The organism is Pseudomonas sp. L5B5 (assembly GCF_020520285.1).
Taxonomy (GTDB): domain Bacteria; phylum Pseudomonadota; class Gammaproteobacteria; order Pseudomonadales; family Pseudomonadaceae; genus Aquipseudomonas.
The window spans coordinates 5,297,187-5,316,393 of record NZ_CP084742.1 but is presented as its reverse complement, the minus strand read 5'-3'; the positions used below and the strand labels follow the sequence as shown (position 1 = coordinate 5,316,393).

The 19,207-nt window shown below is 64.4% G+C and carries 24 protein-coding genes; 17 read left to right on the top strand and 7 right to left on the bottom strand.

Annotation, left to right across the window (positions count from 1 at the left end):
• Positions 1–71 precede the first annotated feature (71 nt).
• From LGQ10_RS24365 to LGQ10_RS24325, 9 genes are all read left to right on the top strand, one after another.
• Positions 72–392, top strand: coding sequence for a transcriptional regulator (locus LGQ10_RS24365; protein ID WP_226523444.1), 321 nt, complete (start codon positions 72–74; stop codon positions 390–392).
• Complete coding sequence (locus LGQ10_RS24360; protein WP_226523443.1) at positions 379–696, top strand: helix-turn-helix domain-containing protein; 318 nt, start codon at positions 379–381, stop codon at positions 694–696. The genes LGQ10_RS24365 and LGQ10_RS24360 overlap by 14 nt, the downstream gene beginning before the upstream one ends.
• A 495-nt stretch (positions 697–1,191) precedes the next feature.
• On the top strand, positions 1,192–1,458 hold the full coding sequence (locus LGQ10_RS24355) for a DUF3077 domain-containing protein (protein ID WP_226523442.1): 267 nt from the start codon (positions 1,192–1,194) through the stop codon (positions 1,456–1,458).
• Between the two features lie 114 nt (positions 1,459–1,572).
• On the top strand, positions 1,573–1,875 hold the full coding sequence (locus tag LGQ10_RS24350) for a type II toxin-antitoxin system HigB family toxin (RefSeq protein WP_226523441.1): 303 nt from the start codon (positions 1,573–1,575) through the stop codon (positions 1,873–1,875).
• A 5-nt stretch (positions 1,876–1,880) separates the two neighbouring features.
• Positions 1,881–2,252 carry a helix-turn-helix domain-containing protein gene (locus LGQ10_RS24345; protein WP_226523440.1) on the top strand — a complete coding sequence of 124 codons (372 nt, stop codon included), beginning with the start codon at positions 1,881–1,883 and terminating at the stop codon, positions 2,250–2,252.
• Between the two features lie 77 nt (positions 2,253–2,329).
• On the top strand, positions 2,330–3,142 hold the full coding sequence (locus tag LGQ10_RS24340; protein ID WP_226523439.1) for a MerR family transcriptional regulator: 813 nt from the start codon (positions 2,330–2,332) through the stop codon (positions 3,140–3,142).
• 120 nt (positions 3,143–3,262) lie between these two features.
• Positions 3,263–3,979, top strand: a complete 717-nt coding sequence (locus LGQ10_RS24335; protein WP_058435203.1) for a polyphenol oxidase family protein — start codon at positions 3,263–3,265, stop codon at positions 3,977–3,979.
• Positions 3,976–4,431, top strand: a complete 456-nt coding sequence (locus LGQ10_RS24330; protein ID WP_226523438.1) for a GNAT family N-acetyltransferase — start codon at positions 3,976–3,978, stop codon at positions 4,429–4,431. The genes LGQ10_RS24335 and LGQ10_RS24330 overlap by 4 nt, the downstream gene beginning before the upstream one ends.
• 97 nt (positions 4,432–4,528) lie before the next feature.
• Complete coding sequence (locus tag LGQ10_RS24325) at positions 4,529–5,110, top strand: hypothetical protein (protein WP_058435205.1); 582 nt, start codon at positions 4,529–4,531, stop codon at positions 5,108–5,110.
• 9 nt (positions 5,111–5,119) lie between these two features.
• Here LGQ10_RS24325 and LGQ10_RS24320 read toward each other — a convergent pair whose 3' ends face one another.
• Genes LGQ10_RS24320 through LGQ10_RS24310 form a run of 3 tightly spaced genes read right to left on the bottom strand, consistent with a single transcriptional unit; the run spans position 5,120 to position 7,114 of the window.
• The gene (locus LGQ10_RS24320; protein WP_226523437.1) at positions 5,120–5,473 is read right to left on the bottom strand and encodes a gamma-glutamylcyclotransferase family protein; all 354 of its coding nucleotides are present in this window, start codon (positions 5,471–5,473) and stop codon (positions 5,120–5,122) included.
• A gap of 32 nt (positions 5,474–5,505) precedes the next feature.
• A complete protein-coding gene (ddlA, locus tag LGQ10_RS24315) occupies positions 5,506–6,600 on the bottom strand; it encodes a D-alanine--D-alanine ligase (RefSeq protein WP_226523436.1) in 1,095 nt (364 codons plus the stop codon).
• A gap of 34 nt (positions 6,601–6,634) precedes the next feature.
• Positions 6,635–7,114: a GNAT family N-acetyltransferase gene (locus LGQ10_RS24310; RefSeq protein ID WP_058435208.1), complete on the bottom strand. Its 480-nt coding sequence runs from the start codon at positions 7,112–7,114 to the stop codon at positions 6,635–6,637.
• Between the two features lie 183 nt (positions 7,115–7,297).
• Between LGQ10_RS24310 and LGQ10_RS24305 the strand changes: the two genes are divergently transcribed.
• The 5 genes from LGQ10_RS24305 (at position 7,298) to LGQ10_RS24285 (ending at position 12,093) form a co-directional block, all read left to right on the top strand.
• Positions 7,298–7,669, top strand: a complete 372-nt coding sequence (locus LGQ10_RS24305) for a DUF190 domain-containing protein (RefSeq protein WP_058435209.1) — start codon at positions 7,298–7,300, stop codon at positions 7,667–7,669.
• Between the two features lie 36 nt (positions 7,670–7,705).
• On the top strand, positions 7,706–8,515 hold the full coding sequence (locus LGQ10_RS24300) for an AraC family transcriptional regulator (RefSeq protein WP_226523435.1): 810 nt from the start codon (positions 7,706–7,708) through the stop codon (positions 8,513–8,515).
• A 79-nt stretch (positions 8,516–8,594) separates the two neighbouring features.
• A complete protein-coding gene (locus LGQ10_RS24295; protein ID WP_058433786.1) occupies positions 8,595–8,990 on the top strand; it encodes a cupin domain-containing protein in 396 nt (131 codons plus the stop codon).
• A 257-nt stretch (positions 8,991–9,247) separates the two neighbouring features.
• Positions 9,248–9,862 carry a biliverdin-producing heme oxygenase gene (locus LGQ10_RS24290; protein WP_226523434.1) on the top strand — a complete coding sequence of 205 codons (615 nt, stop codon included), beginning with the start codon at positions 9,248–9,250 and terminating at the stop codon, positions 9,860–9,862.
• Positions 9,859–12,093, top strand: coding sequence for an ATP-binding protein (locus LGQ10_RS24285; RefSeq protein WP_226523433.1), 2,235 nt, complete (start codon positions 9,859–9,861; stop codon positions 12,091–12,093). The genes LGQ10_RS24290 and LGQ10_RS24285 overlap by 4 nt, the downstream gene beginning before the upstream one ends.
• A gap of 3 nt (positions 12,094–12,096) precedes the next feature.
• Here LGQ10_RS24285 and LGQ10_RS24280 read toward each other — a convergent pair whose 3' ends face one another.
• Positions 12,097–12,996 carry a LysR substrate-binding domain-containing protein gene (locus LGQ10_RS24280; RefSeq protein WP_058435645.1) on the bottom strand — a complete coding sequence of 300 codons (900 nt, stop codon included), beginning with the start codon at positions 12,994–12,996 and terminating at the stop codon, positions 12,097–12,099.
• 102 nt (positions 12,997–13,098) lie between these two features.
• Here LGQ10_RS24280 and LGQ10_RS24275 point away from each other — a divergent pair, with 102 nt between their 5' ends.
• Complete coding sequence (locus LGQ10_RS24275; RefSeq protein WP_226523432.1) at positions 13,099–14,028, top strand: DMT family transporter; 930 nt, start codon at positions 13,099–13,101, stop codon at positions 14,026–14,028.
• A 6-nt stretch (positions 14,029–14,034) separates the two neighbouring features.
• Here LGQ10_RS24275 and LGQ10_RS24270 read toward each other — a convergent pair whose 3' ends face one another.
• Positions 14,035–15,441, bottom strand: a complete 1,407-nt coding sequence (locus LGQ10_RS24270; RefSeq protein WP_226523431.1) for an MFS transporter — start codon at positions 15,439–15,441, stop codon at positions 14,035–14,037.
• A gap of 96 nt (positions 15,442–15,537) precedes the next feature.
• Between LGQ10_RS24270 and LGQ10_RS24265 the strand changes: the two genes are divergently transcribed.
• On the top strand, positions 15,538–16,422 hold the full coding sequence (locus LGQ10_RS24265) for a LysR family transcriptional regulator (RefSeq protein ID WP_226523430.1): 885 nt from the start codon (positions 15,538–15,540) through the stop codon (positions 16,420–16,422).
• A gap of 21 nt (positions 16,423–16,443) precedes the next feature.
• Here the strand turns inward: LGQ10_RS24265 and LGQ10_RS24260 are convergent, their stop codons facing one another.
• Entirely contained in the window at positions 16,444–17,328 is an 885-nt protein-coding gene (locus LGQ10_RS24260; protein WP_226523429.1) for a LysR family transcriptional regulator, read from the bottom strand.
• A gap of 95 nt (positions 17,329–17,423) precedes the next feature.
• Between LGQ10_RS24260 and LGQ10_RS24255 the strand changes: the two genes are divergently transcribed.
• Complete coding sequence (locus LGQ10_RS24255; protein ID WP_226523428.1) at positions 17,424–18,506, top strand: SDR family oxidoreductase; 1,083 nt, start codon at positions 17,424–17,426, stop codon at positions 18,504–18,506.
• A gap of 1 nt (position 18,507) precedes the next feature.
• Here LGQ10_RS24255 and LGQ10_RS24250 read toward each other — a convergent pair whose 3' ends face one another.
• On the bottom strand, positions 18,508–19,113 hold the full coding sequence (locus LGQ10_RS24250) for a flavin reductase family protein (protein ID WP_226523427.1): 606 nt from the start codon (positions 19,111–19,113) through the stop codon (positions 18,508–18,510).
• Positions 19,114–19,207 lie beyond the last annotated feature (94 nt).

The window sequence follows — 19,207 nt, the reverse complement described above, 5'->3', positions numbered from 1 at the left end:
AATCTCTCAGGCGTCATCTTCCAGCCCCTCACATTGCCTCAAGGTACGTCAAAGACGTAGAATTCTCCCGCATGCTGACGATCATAGAATCTCCGCTGTTTTCCAGACTCTGGCCCGATTACTGGTCCGAAGAAGAGCATGGTGAGTTCATGATGTTTCTTGCCAACGACCCAGCGTCCGGCGTTGTCATCCCGGGTTCTGGCGGTTGCAGGAAAATCAGATGGAGCGTTGATGGACGTGGAAAAAGTGGCTCGGTGCGGGTCATCTATACCACTCATCTCGCATGCGGAGCTCTGGTTGCTCTGGTGATATATGGCAAAGGCGCGACCGAAAACATTCCAGCCTCTGTTCTGCGCAGAATTGCAAAGGAGATGAATCATGCCCCTCGCTGAAAAAGAACTATTGGAGCGCGATGCCAAGCGCAATATCGGCCAAGAGCTTCTGGAAGCGGTCATCGATGTCAAAGCCGGCCGGCATGGCCATACCCATAGCATTCCGATCACCAAGGCCGCTCAAGCGCGCGGTAAAACCGGATTGTCGCAACCCAGGTTTGCGCAATTGCTTGGCGTGTCGGTAAGGACCCTTCAGGAATGGGAGCAAGGCAGGCGCACGCCTTCCGGTGCTGCCCGTTCCTTGCTGCATATCGCAATGCTCAGGCCCGATGTATTTCGCGAGGTACTGGCACAACCTCTGTAGCCGCGGATCGCGAACAGAGCTTCGTGTAGCCGCTGCCGCAGGCTGCGACAAGGACCGAAGGGCCTTCGGCGTCTGTGAGACCGCTGCGACCGTTCCGGTCGTTCGCAGCCTGCGGCAGCGGCTACAGGATCGGCTCACAGAATGTCGCAGTAACGCCGTTGCTACACCCTCCCCTCCCGGCTATCCTTCGCTCGTCGCTGCAGTATCAGCGAACGGGCTTGGCGGCCCGAACCACGAAAGGCGCAATAAGCGCCAAAACACCAATGCAGGCGCTTTTTTTGTGCCCGCATTTCTGTGTCATGGCGGATTGCGCAGGGACCCCTTCGGGGGTGCCGGTTCCTTTCGTGCCGGTCCGCCAACCTTGTGCAATCCGCCACCCTAATCTGCTTGGCGGCAGACGGTGGTGGTTCCCAATACGAAAGGAGTCGTCACCATGCATCCCACTCGAAATCCGTCCTCCCCCCACCTCCCCTCACACAAAACCGGAGGTGCCCGATGACCACTCAATCGCCCCTGACCACCCTCGGCGAAATCCGCTTTTCCCAGTGCGGCGAACACCTGCATCCGATGTTTCGCGTGAATAGCGATGTGCTGATCAGCGACGCCCTGGAACACGCCTCGGCGCTGTTGCATCTGGCAAAGCAATTCACCCTGGAGGCGGCGATGGAGCCCCGGTGTGACCGCTATGCTTGGGCGGCACACTACCTGGCAGAGATGGGCAAGGCACTGATGGATGACGTGCACGCCACACTCTCTGCATGACCTGATCGTCACTCAAGTCGGCGGCCTGTACGGGTAAATCCAACGATTTGCCCGTACATCGCCTGACGCACTCAGTGACTTGTTTATGTCCCAGGACGGGACTAGGATCACGCCATGAGAATTATTGCAGTCAGTCAGTTGAAGGCCTTCTGGGCAAAGCACCCGGATGCGGAACAGCCTCTGCTGGCCTGGATCGATGAAGCACGGAATGCAGGGTGGTCCACCCCTGCGCAGATCAAGGACCAATATCGCAACGCGAGCATTCTTAAAAGCCGCAGGGTGGTCTTCAACATCAAGGGCAACGAGTATCGATTGATCGTTGCCGTGGCCTATCGTTTCGGCGCGCTCTACATCAAGTTCGTCGGCACCCACCAAGAGTACGACGCGATTGACGCTGACAGCGTAGACATGGAGTAACTCACATGAACATCCGCCCCATCCACACCGACCAGGACTACCGCACGGCGCTGAAGAGCGTCTCGCCGCTGTTCGACAACGAACCACAACCGGGAACCCCTGAAGGCGATTACTTCGACGTGATGATCACCCTGATCGAAGCCTACGAAGCCAAGCGGTTCCCCCTGGACCTGCCCAATCCGATCGAGGCGATCAAGTTCCGCATGGAGCAGTCCGGCTTGTCCGCCGCCGACCTGGTGCCCGCCATCGGCCGCACCAACCGCGTCTACGAAGTGCTCAATGGCAAGCGCGCGCTGACCCTGCCGATGATCTGGAAACTGCACCAGCTGTTCGGCATTCCCGCCGAGAGCCTGATCAAGCCCACCAAGTCGTCCTGAGCCCCCTGCCGGGCTTGAGCTTGCCCCTGGGTAAAGGCTCACCATGCCGGCAAGCCCAGCAACACCAAGGACGCTCCATGCTCACCATCGGACAAATGGCCCGCTGCCACGGCCTCACCACCAAGACCCTGCGCCACTACGACAGCATCGGCCTGTTCGCGCCGGCGCTTACCGGGCGTGACAATGGTTACCGCTACTACACACCACAGCAGATCGTGACCCTGGGTCGGATCGTCTGGCTGCGCCAGTTGGGCATGTCCCTGGAGGACATCCGCGTCCTTGCCGGCCAGGGTGGCCTGGACAGCCCCCTGGACATGGAGCAGGCGCTGCAGGCGCATGCCAAACACCTGGAAGGCGAGATCGCCCGCAGTCAGAAGGTGCTCGGCCACCTGCAACGCTACCTGGCGCAGCCGCCGCGCCAGTTGCCCACAGCCCAGGTGCCAGAGCGGGTATTGCTGGGCGCACAGCGGATCATCGGCATGGCCTGGCAGCACGGCGATCCGGGGTCCATCGCCGAGCTGTGGCAGGGCTTCGAACCCCGCGAGCAGGAGATCCGGCGCCTGGCCGAGCCGGTGGGCACCTATGGCATCTGCCAGCCCCTGGATGATGGCCAATGGCGTTATGTGGCCGGCCTGCCAGTGGCCGCCGATGCGCCCCTGGTAGCCGGCATGGTGGAGCTGGAAATCCCCGCCCGCCACTACGCCCGGGTCGAGCACCATGGCACCGTGCAAACCCTGCCGGAAACCTTCCGCGCGGCCTACAGCGAATGGCTGCCCGCCGCTGGCCTGGTGCCCGTCGATGCGGTGGAATTCGAGTACACCGGTGAACGCTTCCTGGGCCCGATGCACCCCGACAGCGTGGTGGAACTGTACATCCCGCTCGACGCCTGAGGCTCTGGCATCGGGGCGACCGCTGGTCACCCTCGATGCGCCCTGTCTTGCCTGTCAGCAAAAGTGCCTCGGATACCGCTATGCTCTGCAGCCATTCCCAGGTTACCGAGCGAAGGTCCGATGAGTTTCCAGGCAGGTGTGTTGAACCAGATATCCGGCATCCGTCATGCGTTTTCGACCCTCGGCGCCGCCCTGCCGGCCAACCTGTTCTTCTGCTCGCAGATCCACAGCGGCGAGGTGGTGGAAGCCAGCACCACGCTGCCCAGCGGAATCATCCGCGGCGATGCGGTACTGACCCGTTCCAGCCGGCCCATTGCCGTGGCCACCGCCGATTGCCTGCCGATCCTGATCAGCAGCGACGACGGTTCCTGGGTCGCGGCTGTCCATGGCGGCTGGAAAGGCCTGCACGGCGGGATCATCGCCAATGTGCTGCAACACTTCGCCAGCAAGGGCATCACCCCACAGCAATTGCGGGTGGCCATCGGCCCGTCGATCAAGCCCTGCTGCTATGAAGTCAGCGCCGACTTCATCGACACCCTGTCCGCCACTCAGGATCCGCTGTGGCCGGCCGCACAGGCACCCTGGAGCCGTGAGCAACCGGCCCCGCTGCTGCCGCCGCAGATTCCGCCACCGCAACCGACCCAGGCCGATTCCCTGTGGTTCGACCTCAGCCGCTATGCCGTGCACTTGCTGCACGCCGCCGGAGTCAGTGATGAACAGATCGAAATCAGCGAACTGTGCACCTACTGCTCGACCCCGACCCTGGCCAGCTATCGGCGACGCGTGCACCGGGGTGAAGCCAAGGCCTTCCAATACTCGTGGATCGGCCGGACATGAGCCTCAAGATTGCTCTGCTTGCGACCACCACCCATGACCTGGAAACCCTGGTGCAGATGCGTATTGCGGCCATGCGCGAAAGTCTTGAGCGCATAGGGCGCTTCGATCCGCAGCGCGCCCGGGAGCGTTTTGTCGCAAGCTTCGCGGCCGAGCGCTGCCACTTCATCCTCAGTGATGGACAGCCCGCGGGCTTCATCCAGAGCGAATCACACGGCGATCATCTGCGTCTGCAACACCTGTATGTCATGCCGTCATTCCAGGGGCGGGGCATCGGTGCCAAGGCCCTGGAGCAGCTTTTGGAACGCTCCGCCAACGAGCAACTACCCATCCACCTGGATGCGTTGCGCGGCAGTGACTCGAATCGTTTTTATCGACGCCTGGGTTTTGTTCAGGTGGGTGAAAGTGAATGGGATATTCACTACGTTCGGCCGGCGGATCCACCCCGGGCCTGAACCCGGTTCCGATCGGCCACCCAGACCACGCTGGTTCTTGGCCGGCAACCTGAGCTAACGTTGCGTCCCCTCTTCAGACCCAACCCAAGGAGTGCCCGTGTCTGAAAACCTCTATGCCCCGCCCCAGGCGGACCTGGCCGCCCCCCTACCACAAGCCAAGCAGCCGCCGTTCTACGTGGTATCCCGGGGCAAGTTCCTCACCCTGTTCATCCTCACTTTCGGTCTCTACCGGGTGTACTGGGCCTACAAGAATTGGAAGCAGTTCAAGCAGGACAGCGGTGGTGAGATGTGGCCGGTGGCCCGGGCGATTTTTGCGATCTTCTTCACCCATGCGCTGTACCGCGAGGCCGATGCCCGGCTCAAGCGCGATGGCCAGGACTTCAAATGGGAGCACGATGGCCTGGCGACCATGTTCGTGGTCGTATCGGTGGCCAGCAATATCCTGGACAGCCTGGCACGCAAGAACATCGGTTATCCGCTGGTGGATATCGCCAACCTGCTGTTGATACCTGCCCTGGCCTGGATCACCTGGCTCGGCCAGCGCGGCCTGAACGCCGCCGCGGGAGATCCCGAAGGCCGCAGCAACGCCCGTTTCACGCCGCTGAACTATGTGTTCATCGTGCTCGGGGCGCTGCTGCTGGCCCTGGCGTGCATCGGGGTGATGCTGCCGCCGGAGTGAGGCGAAGACTCAGGCGCTGACGTAGACCCAGGCCTGGATGCCGGAAGACAAGGTCACGCTGACCCGCTTGTAGTCCGACACCTCGTAGCGATCGGCGGCCGCCAGCTCTTCGGCCGTGATGCGAAACACCCTGCCGGGGATCGGTGCACTGTCCGCCGACCCTGGACGCAAGATCGGGTGGTGGGTCTTGCCACTGCTGGCCAACACCTGCGGGTCGGTGATCTCCACCCAGTGCTGTTCGTAGCCGAGCATGGCGTCAGGGCTGCCCTCCAGCTCGCGCCCGAAGTTGGCCAGTTGCACCGCCTTGTCCTGCAAGGTGCCGTAGGAAAAAAGAAAGACCGATGCTGCTGTTGCCGCACTCATCCGTAATGTCCCGACCAAGGTTGTGATCCGCTTCAGCGGTTGACTTTCAACGCCTGGCGCTGCGCGTGCCGTTCCTGCGCCAGCTCGATCAGCCGGCTGACCAGCTCGCTGTAGGTCATGCCCGCGGCCTGCCACAGCTTGGGGTACATGCTGATGCGCGTGAACCCCGGCAAGGAGTTGACCTCGTTGATCAACACCTGGCCACTGTCGGTGAGAAACACATCGACGCGGGCCAGTCCGGAGCAACCCAGCACCTGGAAGGCCTCGATGGCCAGGGCACGAATCCGCTCGCTGGCGTCAAGGCTGATAGCCGCCGGCACCATCACCTGGGCGGCCTGCTCGTCGATGTACTTGCTGTCATAGGAATAGAAGCCGTTGCCGACCACGATCTCGCCACAACCGCTGGCAATCGGCTGGTCGTTGCCCAGCACTGCGCATTCGATCTCCCGGCCACGCACGGCCGACTCCACCAGCACCTTGTGGTCGTAGCTCAGGGCCAGTTCCACCGCCGCCAGGTACTGGGCCTCGTCCTCCACCTTGCTCACCCCCACGGACGAGCCCTGGTTCGCCGGTTTGACGAACAACGGCAAGCCAAGCGCCGCCTGGGCCTGGGCAAAGCCATGGCGCTCGCGGGTGGCCCGGGTCAAGGTGAGAAATGGCGTCACCTCCAGCCCGGCATCCCGCAGCAGGCGCTTGCTGATGTCCTTGTCCATGCACACCGCCGAGCCCAGCACGTCGGAACCGACGAAGGGCAGGTCTGCCATGCGCAGCAGACCCTGCAGGCAACCGTCTTCGCCCAGGGTGCCGTGGACGATGGGGAAGATCACATCGACATGCCCCAGCAGTTCCTGGCTGGAGGTTTCCACGAGTTGCCCGCTGGCCTTGCCCGGCACCACGGCCAATTCGCGGTTGGACTGGTTGAGGGCGATCAGGGCCGGGTTTTCCTGGTTGATCAAAAAGTTCGAGGTGTCGTTGAGGTGCCAGTGGCCCTGTTTGTCGATACCGATCAGCACCGGTTCGAAACGCGAGCGATCCAGGGCATCGACGACATTGCGCGCCGATTGCAGCGACACCTCATGCTCGGCCGAACGGCCACCAAAGATAATTCCGACCCGCACTTTACTCATGAATGGTTTCCGTATTGAAAGAAGATTCCCGGCCTCAGCCTGGGCTGTAGCGCAGGTGGATCAGCGCCACCCGCTCCTGTTGCTTGTCCTTGCGCTCCTCGATGGCAAAGGGCACGAACCCCAGCTTCGGATAGAGCAACAGCCCCGCCACGTTGCTACTGAAGCACGACAGGGTCACATCGCTGGCCTGGTGCCGGCTGCGGGCGATGTGGATCATCTGCCCGATCAACTGCGCGCCCAGCCCGACACCACGCACCTGCGGGTCGACGATCACGTTACCGATGGTGCAGGTGCCGCCCTGCTCCCAGCGATAGAAATTGGCAAAACCGGCCACCTGCCCATCATGTTCGATCACCGTGGAATCGCAACGCTGGGCGATGGAGTCGCGCAACTGTTCACGGGTCAAGGGCCAGGTGGCCGCGGGAAAGAAGAAAAACAGCTCCTGGGCATCCCGTACGAAACCGCAGATACGCGGGATGTCGGCGTCTGCCACAGGGCGGAAAGTCACGGCCATGTTCGGTCTCCTGCTGGGGACTTGGCGTCCTTGTCAACGTTTGCATCGGGCCGGGTCCAGGCACTGGCCACCCGCACCCGTGGCGCGCAGGGGACGCTACTCCACTCGCTGCGCCCAGGCAACCGCCGACCGGGCCGCAAGCTATGCTCAAGAAACCGGCTGCCACGTCGTCGGAGGGCAATCATGCACGGCTACCTGGTGACCTTCTTCACCCAGCAGAATCGCCGCTACCAGGGTCGGATGCTCGGCGACTGGATCATCGACCTGGCACGCGACATGGGCTTGAGCGGCGCCACCCTGTCCGGCGCGCTCGAGGGCTTCGGTCACTCCCGGCACCTGCATCCGGTGCACTTCTTCGACCTCGCCGACCAGCCCCTGGAAATCCGCCTGGCCATCAGCGAAACCGAATCAACTCGGCTGTTCGAGCGCCTGGCGCAGGAAGACTTCTCGCTGTTCTACACCAGGACGCCCATCGAGTTCGGCCACCTGGGGCGGCAAGCACCACCGCAAATGTCTGATGCATCGGGCGAGACAGCCGGCACGGCCCCGGGTTAACGTGCGCTCTTCGGTTACCTTCTCCAGGATTGCCCCATGGCCGGACCTGCCACCCCCTCCGACTGGGTACACCGCGCCCCGCCCGTCCAGGGACTGGAGCGCATCGAGGCGTACTTCGCCGGCCATGGCTACGACATGCACCGTCACGACACCTACGCCATCGGCCGCACCCTGCGCGGGGTGCAGAGTTTCCAGTACCGCGGCGGCTGGCGCCACAGCTTGCCGGGCGCAACCATGGTGCTGCATCCCGACGAGGCCCACGATGGCGAGGCCGGCACCCACGACGGCTTTCACTACCGCATGCTGTATGTCGAGCCGGCGCTGATCCAGCAGATTCTCGGCGGCCGGCCACTGCCCTTCGTCCATGGCGGGCTGTGCAACGACCCCAGGCTGGGCGCCGCCACCGATGCCCTGCTGCGCGGTGTCGATCAGCCCCTGGACCCACTGGAGCAGGAAGACGCGCTGTTCGAACTGGCCCACGCCCTGAACGATGTTTGTGGGGTCATCACGCCCCGGCGGCCCATGGACTATGTGGCGGCCGAACGGGCTCGCGAATACCTGCACAGCGCCCTCGATCGGACGGTGACCCTGGAAGAACTGGCCACTCATAGCCAGCGCGATCGCTGGAGCCTGTCGCGGGACTTTCGCCTGCTGTTCGGCACCAGCCCCTACCGCTACCTGAGCATGCGCCGCCTGGACCTGGTCCGCGCCCTGCTGGTGCAGGGCCAGCCCCTTTGCGAAGCTGCACTGATCGCCGGCTTTGCCGACCAGAGCCACATGACTCGCCAGTTCCGCCAGGCCTACGGCCTGCCACCGGCACGCTGGCTGAAGATGCTCGGTCGCTGAGCCGCGCACGATCGTTCAAGAATCCCGGCCCGTCGCTGTTTACCCTCGGTGCTCACTCATCACTTCCAAGGCACCGACCATGCACAGCTCCGCATCATCCACCGCGCAAGCCAGCTACCAGAGCATCAACTTCGTACAGAAACTCGGCCTGTTCAGCGAACACTGGACCCCCAAGGTGATCGCCGAGATGAACGACTACCAGTTCAAGATCTCCAAGTTGCAGGGCGAGTTCGTCTGGCACTCCCACGCCGATACCGATGAAACCTTCATCGTCCTCGACGGCCAGCTGTACATCGATTTTCGCGACGGCCGGGTGGCCATCGGCAGCGGCGAGATGTTCGTGGTGCCCAAGGGCGTCGAGCACAGGCCCTGGGCCGAACAGGAGGTCAAGCTGCTGCTGATCGAACCCAAGGGCGTGCTCAACACCGGCGACCAGGGTGGCGAACGCACCGCCCAGAACGACGTCTGGATCTGACCCTCGACGCTGAACCTGGGAGACGGAAAAAGGAATTTCTGCCTCCTCAACGAAGTCAGAACCAGCAACACGTCATCGATCAACTACTCTTGCCGACCAGTGGCGCGTCAAAAACTGTACGTCGGTGCAAAAAGCACAGGTAGAGTGACGCTCTCATTTTTCTGTGCGATGGCTCTAGTGCAGGGACTACAGCCTAGTCCCGGCTTTCGATGACGCCCATGGCGCGTCCATTACCTGTTGCGACCCTTGACTCCTGAATGCCCAAACCGCACCAAGACATCGTCATTTCCCCCCTGCTCCAAGACCTGCGCGCCGCGACCGCAACCCTGCATGTGGCCCTGGAGCAGCGCCTGCCGTTCTTCTCCGAGCATCTGGACGCCGCCTGGTACCGGCGCCTGGTCCAGGCCTACTACGGTTTCTACCAGCCCTTGGAGGCAGCCCTGCATGCCGGCGGGCTGGTCCCGACAGGCTACGAGCTGCAGCTGCGGCGCAAGACCCCAGCCCTGAACGGCGACCTGCTTGCCCTGGGCCTGGGCCAGGCCGAGATCGACAGCCTGCCACGCTGCGGGCAACTGCCACGCCTGGACAGCCCCGGCGCCTGCCTGGGGACGCTCTACGTGCTGGAAGGCGCGACCCTGGGCGGACAGATCCTGCGCCGTGAAATGACCCGCCGCCTGGGGCTGGACGCAGGCAATGGCGGGGCCTTTCTCGATGTCTACGGTGCGGCCACCGGCCGGCGCTGGAAGGATTTTCTCGAGTACCTGGGGCGCCTGCCCAGCCACGCCAGCGCCCGCCAGCCGGTGATCAGCGCTGCGCAATCCACATTTGCCTGCTTCGAGCACTGGCTCGACAGCCGCGAGGTGCTGCTATGACTCCACAAGACTCCCAGGCCTTCGAACAACTGCTGGCCAACTGCGCCAATGAACCCATTCGTTCCCCGGGCGCGATCCAGCCCCACGGCGTGCTGCTGACCCTGTCCGAGCCGCACCTGCACATTCGCCAGATCAGCGCCAACGTCGAGCCCCTGCTGGGCCTGGCTGCCGAACGGGTCATCGACCAGCCCCTGGAAAGCCTCCTGGGGGCCGAACACGCCCAGCGCATTGGCCAACTGCTGCAACTGGAACGCCTGATCGATGCCCCACCGCTGTACCTGGAGCTCAATGGCGCGCGGTTCGAAGTCCTGCTGCATCGGCACCAGGACGTCCTGATCCTGGAACTGGAGCGCCAGCTCGAACAACACAGCTCACCTGAACTCAAGCAACGCACCGAAAACCTCGGACGCCTGCTGCGCCGCCTGCAAACCGCCAAGTCGCTGCAAGAGCTGTACGCCATCAGCGTCAGCGAGATCCAGGCCATGACCGGCTACGACCGGGTGCTGATCTATCGCTTCGAGGAAGAAGGCCACGGCCAGGTGATCGCCGAGGCCACCCGGCCGAGCATGGAAGTGTTCAACGGCCTGTTCTTTCCCGCCTCGGACATTCCCCAGCAGGCCCGCGAGCTGTACCGCAGCAACTGGCTGCGGATCATCCCCGATGCCGACTACCAGCCGGTGCCACTGGTGCCGAGCCTGCGCCCGGACAACGGCCAGGCCCTGGACCTGAGCTTCGCCACCCTGCGCAGCGTGTCGCCGATCCACTGCCAGTACATGAAGAACATGGGCGTGCTGTCATCCATGAGCATCTCGCTGCTCAAGGACGATCAACTCTGGGGCCTGATCAGCTGCGGTAATCGCCAGCCCCTGCATGTACCCCACGAGCTGCGCATTGCCTGCCAGACCATCGGCCAGGTGCTGTCGCTGCAGATCAGCGCCATGGAAGCCCTGGACGTCAGCCGCCAGCGCGAGGAAAAACTCGCCACCCTGGCCAGCCTCAACCAGGTCATGGCCACGGCGTCCGGCAGCGTGTTCGAGGGCCTGGCCCAGGTTCCCGGACAACTGCTGGAACTGACCGGGGCCGGTGGCGTGGCCATCATCGAGGACCGCGCCCTGCACTGCTTCGGCAACTGCCCGCCGGAGGCTGAAATCCGCGCGCTGCACCACTGGTTGCAAGCGTCCGGGCAACCGGTGTTCGCCAGTCATCACCTGGCCAGCGTCTACCCGCCGGCCGCGAGTTATCAACAGGTGGCCAGCGGCGTCCTGGCCATGAGTTTGCCCAAGCCTGTGGATAACGGCGTGCTGTGGTTCCGCCCCGAGGTGAAGGAAAACATCAACTGGAGCGGCAACCCGCAAAAGCCCCTGGACCTGGAAAAGTCCGCTACCGGCCTGCGCCTGCGGCCGCGCACCTCGTTCGAGATCTGGAAGGTGGAAATGGCCGGCATCTCCAGCAAATGGAGCCATGGCGACCGCTTCGCCGCCAACGATCTGCGCCGCTCGGCAGTGGAACACGACCTGGCGCGCCAGGTCGTGCGCGAACAACAAGCCGTGCGCGCCCGGGATGAGCTGGTGGCGGTGGTCTCCCACGACCTGCGCAACCCCATGACCGTGATATCCATGCTCTGCGGCATGATGCAGAAAGCCTTCAGCTCCGATGGCCCGCACACTTCACGGCGGATTTCCTCGGCCATCGACACCATGCAGCAGGCCGCCAGCCGCATGAACAACCTGCTGGAGGACCTGCTCGACACCTCGAAAATCGAAGCCGGGCGCTACCACATCGCCCCGCAGCCGCTGGATGTCAGCCAGATCTTCGAAGAAGCCTATTCGCTGCTGGCGCCCCTGGCGTTGGACAAGGCCATCGACATCAGCTTCCACGCCGAACCGGACCTGAAGATCAGCGCCGACCCCGAGCGGCTGTTCCAGGTGCTGTCGAACCTGGTGGGCAACGCCATCAAGTTCACCCCCAAGCAGGGCAAGGTCGGGGTAGTGGCGATGTCCGACGGCGAGCAGATCGTGTTCAGCGTGCGCGACTCCGGGGAAGGCATCCCGGCCGAACAGCTGCCGTTCATCTTCGACCGCTACTGGACCATGAAGGAAGGCAACCCCAACGGTACCGGCCTGGGCTTGTACATCACCCAGGGGATCGTCCAGGCCCACGGCGGCACGATCCAGGCCCACAGCGAAGTGGGCAAGGGCAGCGAGTTCCGCTTCAGCGTGCCCCGGGCCTGAGGCTCATTCGGCGCCTTCGGCCACCAGCCAGTCATGGAACAACTGGCCGCTGGCCGACAGCCGTCGATGGCGCAAGTGCACCAGGAAATCCGCCTGGCCGGTGCGCAAGGCCCAGTCGCCCACCCGCCGCAACTCGCCCTGGGCTACCCCTTCGCGGGCCATGAAATCCCACCCCAGGCCCACCCCAAGCCCCTGCTGCACGGCACTGAACATCAGGGTCAGCTGATTGAAGCCCAGGGCGCCCGGCGGTGCGTTGTAGTCCAGGCCGAAATGCCGGAACCAGTCCCGCCAGTCGATGCAGTTCCAGGCCGAGGCATCCAGCTGGATCAGTGGCAAGTCGGCCAGTTGCGCAAGCTCGCTGACCTCCGGCAACTCCAGGCGCCGGCTGGCGATGGGATAGACGATCTCGGCGAACAGTGAGGTGGCCATCAGCGACGACCAGTGCCCCGGGCCATACAGGATGCCGAAGTCGTGCTCGGCCACGCTGGACTCGTCCATGTCGTTGTTGGCATGGATGCTCACGGTGATCTCAGGATGCTGCTTGTTGAACGCCAGCAAGCGCGGAAACAGCCAGAACTGCGCCACCGCATGGGTGCATTGCACGGTGATGGTGTTGGCGTCGCGCCCGGCCCGCAAACGCGTGACGCTGCGCAGCAGGGCTTCGAGCTGAGTGCTGACCTCGGCGAACAGCGAGGCGCCGCTGGCCGTGAGTTTCACCCCGCGAGCCTGGCGCTCGAACAGCTCGGTCTTGAGTGACAGTTCCAGGGCGCGGATTTGCTTGCTCACCGCGCTCTGGGTCAGGCACAGCTCGGTGGCGGCCCGGGTGAAGCTGGCATTGCGGCCCACCGCTTCAAACGTCACCAAGGTTTCCAGGGGTGGCAAATGCCGGGCGAATCGACTCATCAGGTATTCCCCAGGAGAATAGGTAGGTGCCTATATATCCTTTGTCCATCCGGTCAGCAATGACTAGCCTGCGCACTTTGCTGAATCCCTGCGAGTGTGTACATGAAACGCGGAGTTGCTTATGCAGTCCTGGCCGGTGCGGTCTGGGGCCTGGCCATTGTAGTGCCCAGCCTGTTGCCGGAGTTCAGCCCGCTGATGCTCAGCTGCGCCCGCTTCACGCTGTACGGCGCATTCTCCCTGTTCCTGGCTGCGCCCCAGGCTCGCGAGTTGCTGCAACGCCTGACCTGGAGCGACGCCCTGCTGCTGGTGAAACTGGCCCTGACCGGCAACCTGATCTACTTCATGCTGCTGGCCAGCGCCATCCAGTGGGCTGGCGTGGCCAGCACGGCGCTGATCGTCGGCCTGCTGCCACTGACCATTACCCTGGCCGGGCGCGGCGATGCCGACGCGATACCGTTGCGCCACCTGCGCTGGCCGCTGCTGCTGGTGTTCGGCGCAATCTGCTGCATCAACCTCGACACCCTGCTCACCGCCCAGGGCGATTCGCCGGAACTGGGCCAGCGTGCCCTGGGCCTGCTCTGTGCCTTCGGTGCCCTGCTGTGCTGGACCTGGTTCGCCAGGGACAACGCGCGCTACCTCAAGAGCAGCCGTTTCGACAGCGGCCAGTGGTCGACCCTGTGGGGCATCACCACCGGCCTGATGAGCGCCCTGGTCTGGCTGCTGGCCCAGGGCCTGGACCTGCCCGGCACCCGGGTCGAGGCCAGCGAACAGCGCTGGATGCTGTTCTGGGGCCTGAGCCTGGCCAGCGCGGTGCTCGGTTCGTGGTTCGGCAATCGCATGTGGAATGCCTCGACCCGGCGCCTGCCGCTGACCCTGAGCGGCCAGTTGATCGTGTTCGAGACCCTGTTCGCCCTGCTCTACGGCTTCATCTGCCTGCAGCACCTGCCCAACCTGCTGCAAGCCAGCGCCGCGCTGCTGTTGCTGGCCGGCGTGCTGTGGGCGGTGCGCCGCCACCTGCCCCAGGCCCACTGACGAGCCTCAGCCCGAGGACACGGAACAGGCCGCCAAAAAGCCCGGTGAACGGGGCAGGCGCAGCGCCAGCAAGCCGCCCAGCAGCGCCAGCAGGGCACTGGCGGCGGTGGCCATCTGGATGCCATGAGCCTGGTTGCCCCCAGGGTCCAGGGTGTTGGCCAGGGACACCAGCAAGGCCAGGCCCAGGGCACCGCCAATCTGCTGGCTGGTAGACGCCACACCTGCCGCCACCCCCTGCTCGGATGCCGCAATGCCCTGCCCCGCCGAGATCCACATGGTGTTCCAGGTCATGCCCTGGCCAATGCTCATGATCACGATCCCCGGCAGCAGGCCGACAAAACCGTCGCTGCCGGGCAATGCCAGGCAGATCATGCCGATCCCCAGGGCCCCGGCCAGCAGGCCACCGACCAGGACCGCCCGCAGGCTGAAACGCCGCAGCGCCCGCTCTCCCAGCCAGATACCAAAGGTGCAGAGCACCGTCGAGGGCAGGAAGGCCAGGCCGCTCTGCAACACGCTGAACTGGTAGACCTGCTGGAAATACAGGCTGAGAAAGTAGTACTGCACGCCGAAACTGCTCATGAACAACGCCGTGATCAGCATCGCCATGCGCAGCTGTGGATAACCCAGCAGGCGCAACGGCATCAACGGATCGTGTCCTCGCTGCTCGATGCGCAGGAACAGCCCGAGCAAGGCCAGTGCCAGCAACAGGCAGGCCAGGGTTGCCGGCGCGCTCCAGCCCCATTCCGGCCCCTGGACGATGGCGAACACCAGCAACGTGCCGCCCAAGGTCACGGCCAGCGCGCCAGGCAGGTCGAACGGGCGGCCATGCTGGCGTGGCGGATCGGCGGGAATCCAGCGCCGGGCCAGCAGTGCGCACGCGCCGGCCAGGGGCACGTTGACCAGGAACACCGCCGCCCAACCCCAGTACTGGGTCAGCACGCCCCCCAGCAGCGCCCCCAGGGCCAGCCCGGCCGCCGACGCCGCGCTCCAGACGGCAAAGGCCCGGTTACGCGCCGGACCTTCGGCGTAGTAGGTATTGATCAGGGCCAGGGTTGCGGGGAACAGCATCGCACCACCCACGCCCTGCACTGCGCGGGCCAGCACCAGCAGCAGGGCACTGCCCCCCAGGCCCCCCGCCAGGGACGCCAGGGCATAGAGCCCCTGGCCGATGATGTAGAAACGCCGCTTGCCCAACAGGTCTGCCGCCCGGCCGCCCAGCAGCAGGAAACCGCCGAAGGCCACGCTGTAGGCACTGACCACCCATTGCAGTTGCTGCGCGGAAAAGCCCAGGTGCTGGCCGATCTCCGGCAGGGCAACGAACACGATGGTGGCGTCCAGGGCAATGATCAACTGGGCAGTGGCCAGCAAGAGCAGCATCCAGCCCGACGGCTTGACTAACGGGGTGGCGGACATCGCGGGAATCCTCGAGTGAAATGATCGGCGGCCAGTTTCATCGATGCGATTTAAATGATAAACAAGCTTATTCCTCTTTCAGTAATGACTTTAATCATGGATCTGAATGCTCTGCGCCTCTTGGTCCGGGTCGCCGAAACCCGCAGTTTCACTCGCGCCGCCGCAGACCTGGGGCTCACCCAATCCGGCCTGTCCCGGGCTATCTCGCGCCTGGAGCAGCAGTTGGGCGTGCGTCTACTGCAACGCAACACCCGCAGCGTCAGCCTGACCCCCGATGGCCAGGTACTGGTGGAACGCGCCGGCCCCTTGCTGGCAGAACTGGCCCAGGCCGAGAACCTGCTGCTGGAACGCCGCAACTCGCCCACCGGGGTGCTGAAGATCAGCACCCCCTCGCTGTTCGGACGCAAGGTGGTGATGCCGGTGATCGGCGGGCTGACCGAGCAGCACCCGGCCCTGAGCATCGAGGCCGTGATGACGGACCGGATAGTGGACATCGTCGACGAAGGCTTCGACGCCGTGCTGCGCACCGGCATCATCCAGGACCAGCGCCTGATCGCCCGAGCACTGCCGCCCCTGCGCTGGGTCACCGTGGCCGCACCGGCCTATCTCGAGCGTCACGGCACGCCCGGGGAGCTGGCGGACCTGCAGCGACACAACTGCCTGGCCGTGCGCAACCTGCGCAGCGGCCGACTGGTGGACTGGCAGTTCATGGACCAGGGCAAGCCTCTGGACCTGGCGGTCCAGGGCCGCCTGATCTTCGATATCGGCGATGCCCTGGTGGACGCGGTGCTCGGGGGGTTCGGCGTGGCCCAGCTGATGGAGTTCGCGGTGCGCGAGGCCCTGGACGATGGCCGCCTGGTGCCGATTCTCCAGGCCCATGGCGGACGCAGCCGCGAGCTGTCGCTGGTCTATCCACCGTCGCGCCAGTGCTCGGCCAAGCTCACGGCGTTCGCCGAGGCCCTGGGCCAGGTGAGCTGGTAAGCCACTGTTAGTCCTCGACCACTACAGGCGCACCCGCTCCAGCAGGAAATCGATGAACACCCGGACCCGCGCCGGCAGATGTCCGCCCCGCCCTATGTAAACCGCGTAGAAGCTTTCCACCGGCGCCTGGTTGAACGACTCCAGCACCGGGACTAAACGGCCCGCCGCCAAGTCATCGGCAATGGTGAACGCCGCCAGTTGCGCCAACCCGACCCCATGCAGCGCCAGATGCCGCAGGGCTTCTCCATCGCTGGCCTGTACTCGGGCCTGGGGTTGCACATGCCCCGAGTGCCAGCCCGGCAGCGCCCGGGCATAGTCGAAGCCCAGCAGGCAATGCCTGGAAAGTTGCTCCAGGGTCTGCGGAGTGCCGCAACGAGCCAGGTAGGCCGGGGAGCCGACGATAAGGCTGCGGGTCTGCCCTAGCTTGCGCGCCACCAACTGCGAATCCGCCAGGGGCCCGGTCCGGATCGCTACATCGGTGTGCTCGCCCAGCAGGTCCACTAGTGCATCGCTGTGGATCAGGTCCAGGGAGACCGCCGGATACCGTTGGACGAACTCGGCCACCAACGGCGCCAGTACATGCAGACCAAAGGAGGCGCTGGTGTTGACCCGCACCCGCCCAGTCGGTGCTCGACCGCTGCTGGCCTCGCCCTCGGCTTCGCGCAGGTCTGCCAACAGGCGCAGGCTGTTGTTGTAGAACCCCAGCCCTTCGGGAGTCAGTTGCAGTTGCCGAGTGGAACGGTTGAGCAGGCGCACTCCCAGCCGCGCCTCGAGCCGGGCCAGCAGCTTGCTCACCGAAGAGGGTGTCACCCGGCGCAGCCTGGCGGCCGCCGACAAGCCTGCGCATTCCACCACGGCGACGAAGGTTTCCATCTCGGCAAATCGGTTGATCTCGCTGCCCGACATATGAATTCAACTCATAGATACTGTTCCACAAGACAGTCTATTTCACGCCAAGGCACAACTCTATGCTGGGGTTCCTTCTTTTCGAGGCACTGGCCATGAGCATTTCCCCTTCTCCTGTGCGGCACCTGCTGGTCATCGGTGGTTACGGTGTCGTCGGTACTGCGGTGGTCGAGCTGTTGGCGGCAACGCCGGGTTGGCGGCTAACCACCGCCGCTCGCCGCAGCCCGCCGACGACCCTGCTCAACGGTAGCCCGGCGCCTGCCCACATCAGCGTCGATCTGATGGACGCCGAGGCCAGTCGGCATGCCTTCGCCGATCTGGGGAGCGTCACCGACCTGGTGTTCTGCGCCTACAGCGAACGCCAGACCATGGCCGCCACTGTCGCCCCGAACCTGGCGCTGCTCGAACACAGTCTCGAGGCCCTGCGCCAGGCCGGGGCACGGCTGGGCCAGGTGGTGCTGATCGGTGGTGGCAAGTCCTATGGCGAACACCTGGGCCCTTACAAGACCCCGGCCAAGGAAAGCGACCCGCGGTTCATGGGCCCGATCTTCTACAACGACCAGGAAGACCTGCTGTGGCACATGGCCGAGCGCCAAGGGTTCACCTGGACCGTGCTGCGTCCGGACGGGGTCATCGGTCCCAGCCTCAATTCGCCGATGAACCTGCTGACCGGCCTGGCCAGCTTCGCCGCCATCAGCCAGGCGCTGCACCTGCCGCTGCGCTTTCCCGGTAGCCTGGGCGCCTGGACGGCCCTGCACCAGGCCACCGACTCCCGGGTACTGGCCCAGGCGGTGCTGTGGGCCCTGCAATCGCCCAACGCCCGACAGCAAGTGTTCAACGTCACCAACGGCGATCATTTTCGCTGGCAGCAACTCTGGCCCGAGATCGCCGGATTCTTCGGCCTGGACAGCGCAGTGCCGCAGCCGATGAACCTGGAGTTGCAGATGGCCGACAAGGCCGCCCTGTGGCAAAGCCTCGTCAGGGATCACGGACTGCGCCAGACGCCCTGGGAGCAGATGGCCGCATGGCCTTTTGTCGATGGTTGGCTCAACGCCGGGTACGACATGGTGCAAAGCACCATCAAGATCCGCCAGGCGGGGTTCCAGGGCTGCATCGACAGTCACCAGAGTGTCCTCGAGCAACTGCAGCGCCTGCGCGACTACCGGCTGATCCCCTGACTCACAGAGCGTCGGCCAAAGGCAGCTGGCGACCGTCGACACTGTCGCCGATGGCCAGGAAATGCCCACCCGCCACATGGTGCAGAGTGCGCAGTCGATCATGGCCGTCGAAATGCCAGCGGCCCTCGCTGAACACCCGCGAGTCGGCCTGGGCGGCAATCACTTCGCCGAGGAACAGGTCGTATTGCTGGTGATTATGCGGTTCGGGCAGCAGCCGGCATTCCAGCCAGGCCACGCAGCCCTCCAGCAGCGGCGCCGCCAGGCTCTGGCCGGAGAACGTCGCCAGGCCATAGGCGGTGAACTTGTCGCGACCAGCCTGGTTCAGTTCCAGGCCGGAGCTGTTGCCCAGGCTCTGGGTGATATCGACCTGGGCGACACAGGGCACGTTGAGCACGAAGCTGCCGGAAGCTTCCAGCAGTTGCCGGGTCCAGGTGGTCTTGTCGAGCACCACCGCGACTTTCGGTGGCTGGAAATCCAGCGGCATGGCCCAGGCCGCCGCCATGACATTGCGCTGCCCGTCATGGGCGGCGCTGACCAATACGGTGGGACCGTGGTTGAGTAGACGATAGGCCTTGACCAGGGGGACCGAACGGCGAAATGCGGGCATGGCAGGCTCCTGAAAAAAAGCGATTGTAGCGCCATCGTCGATGGTGGCAGGCACGCCGATTGGGCGAATTTCCTGGATGATCCGTCCAGCCCCC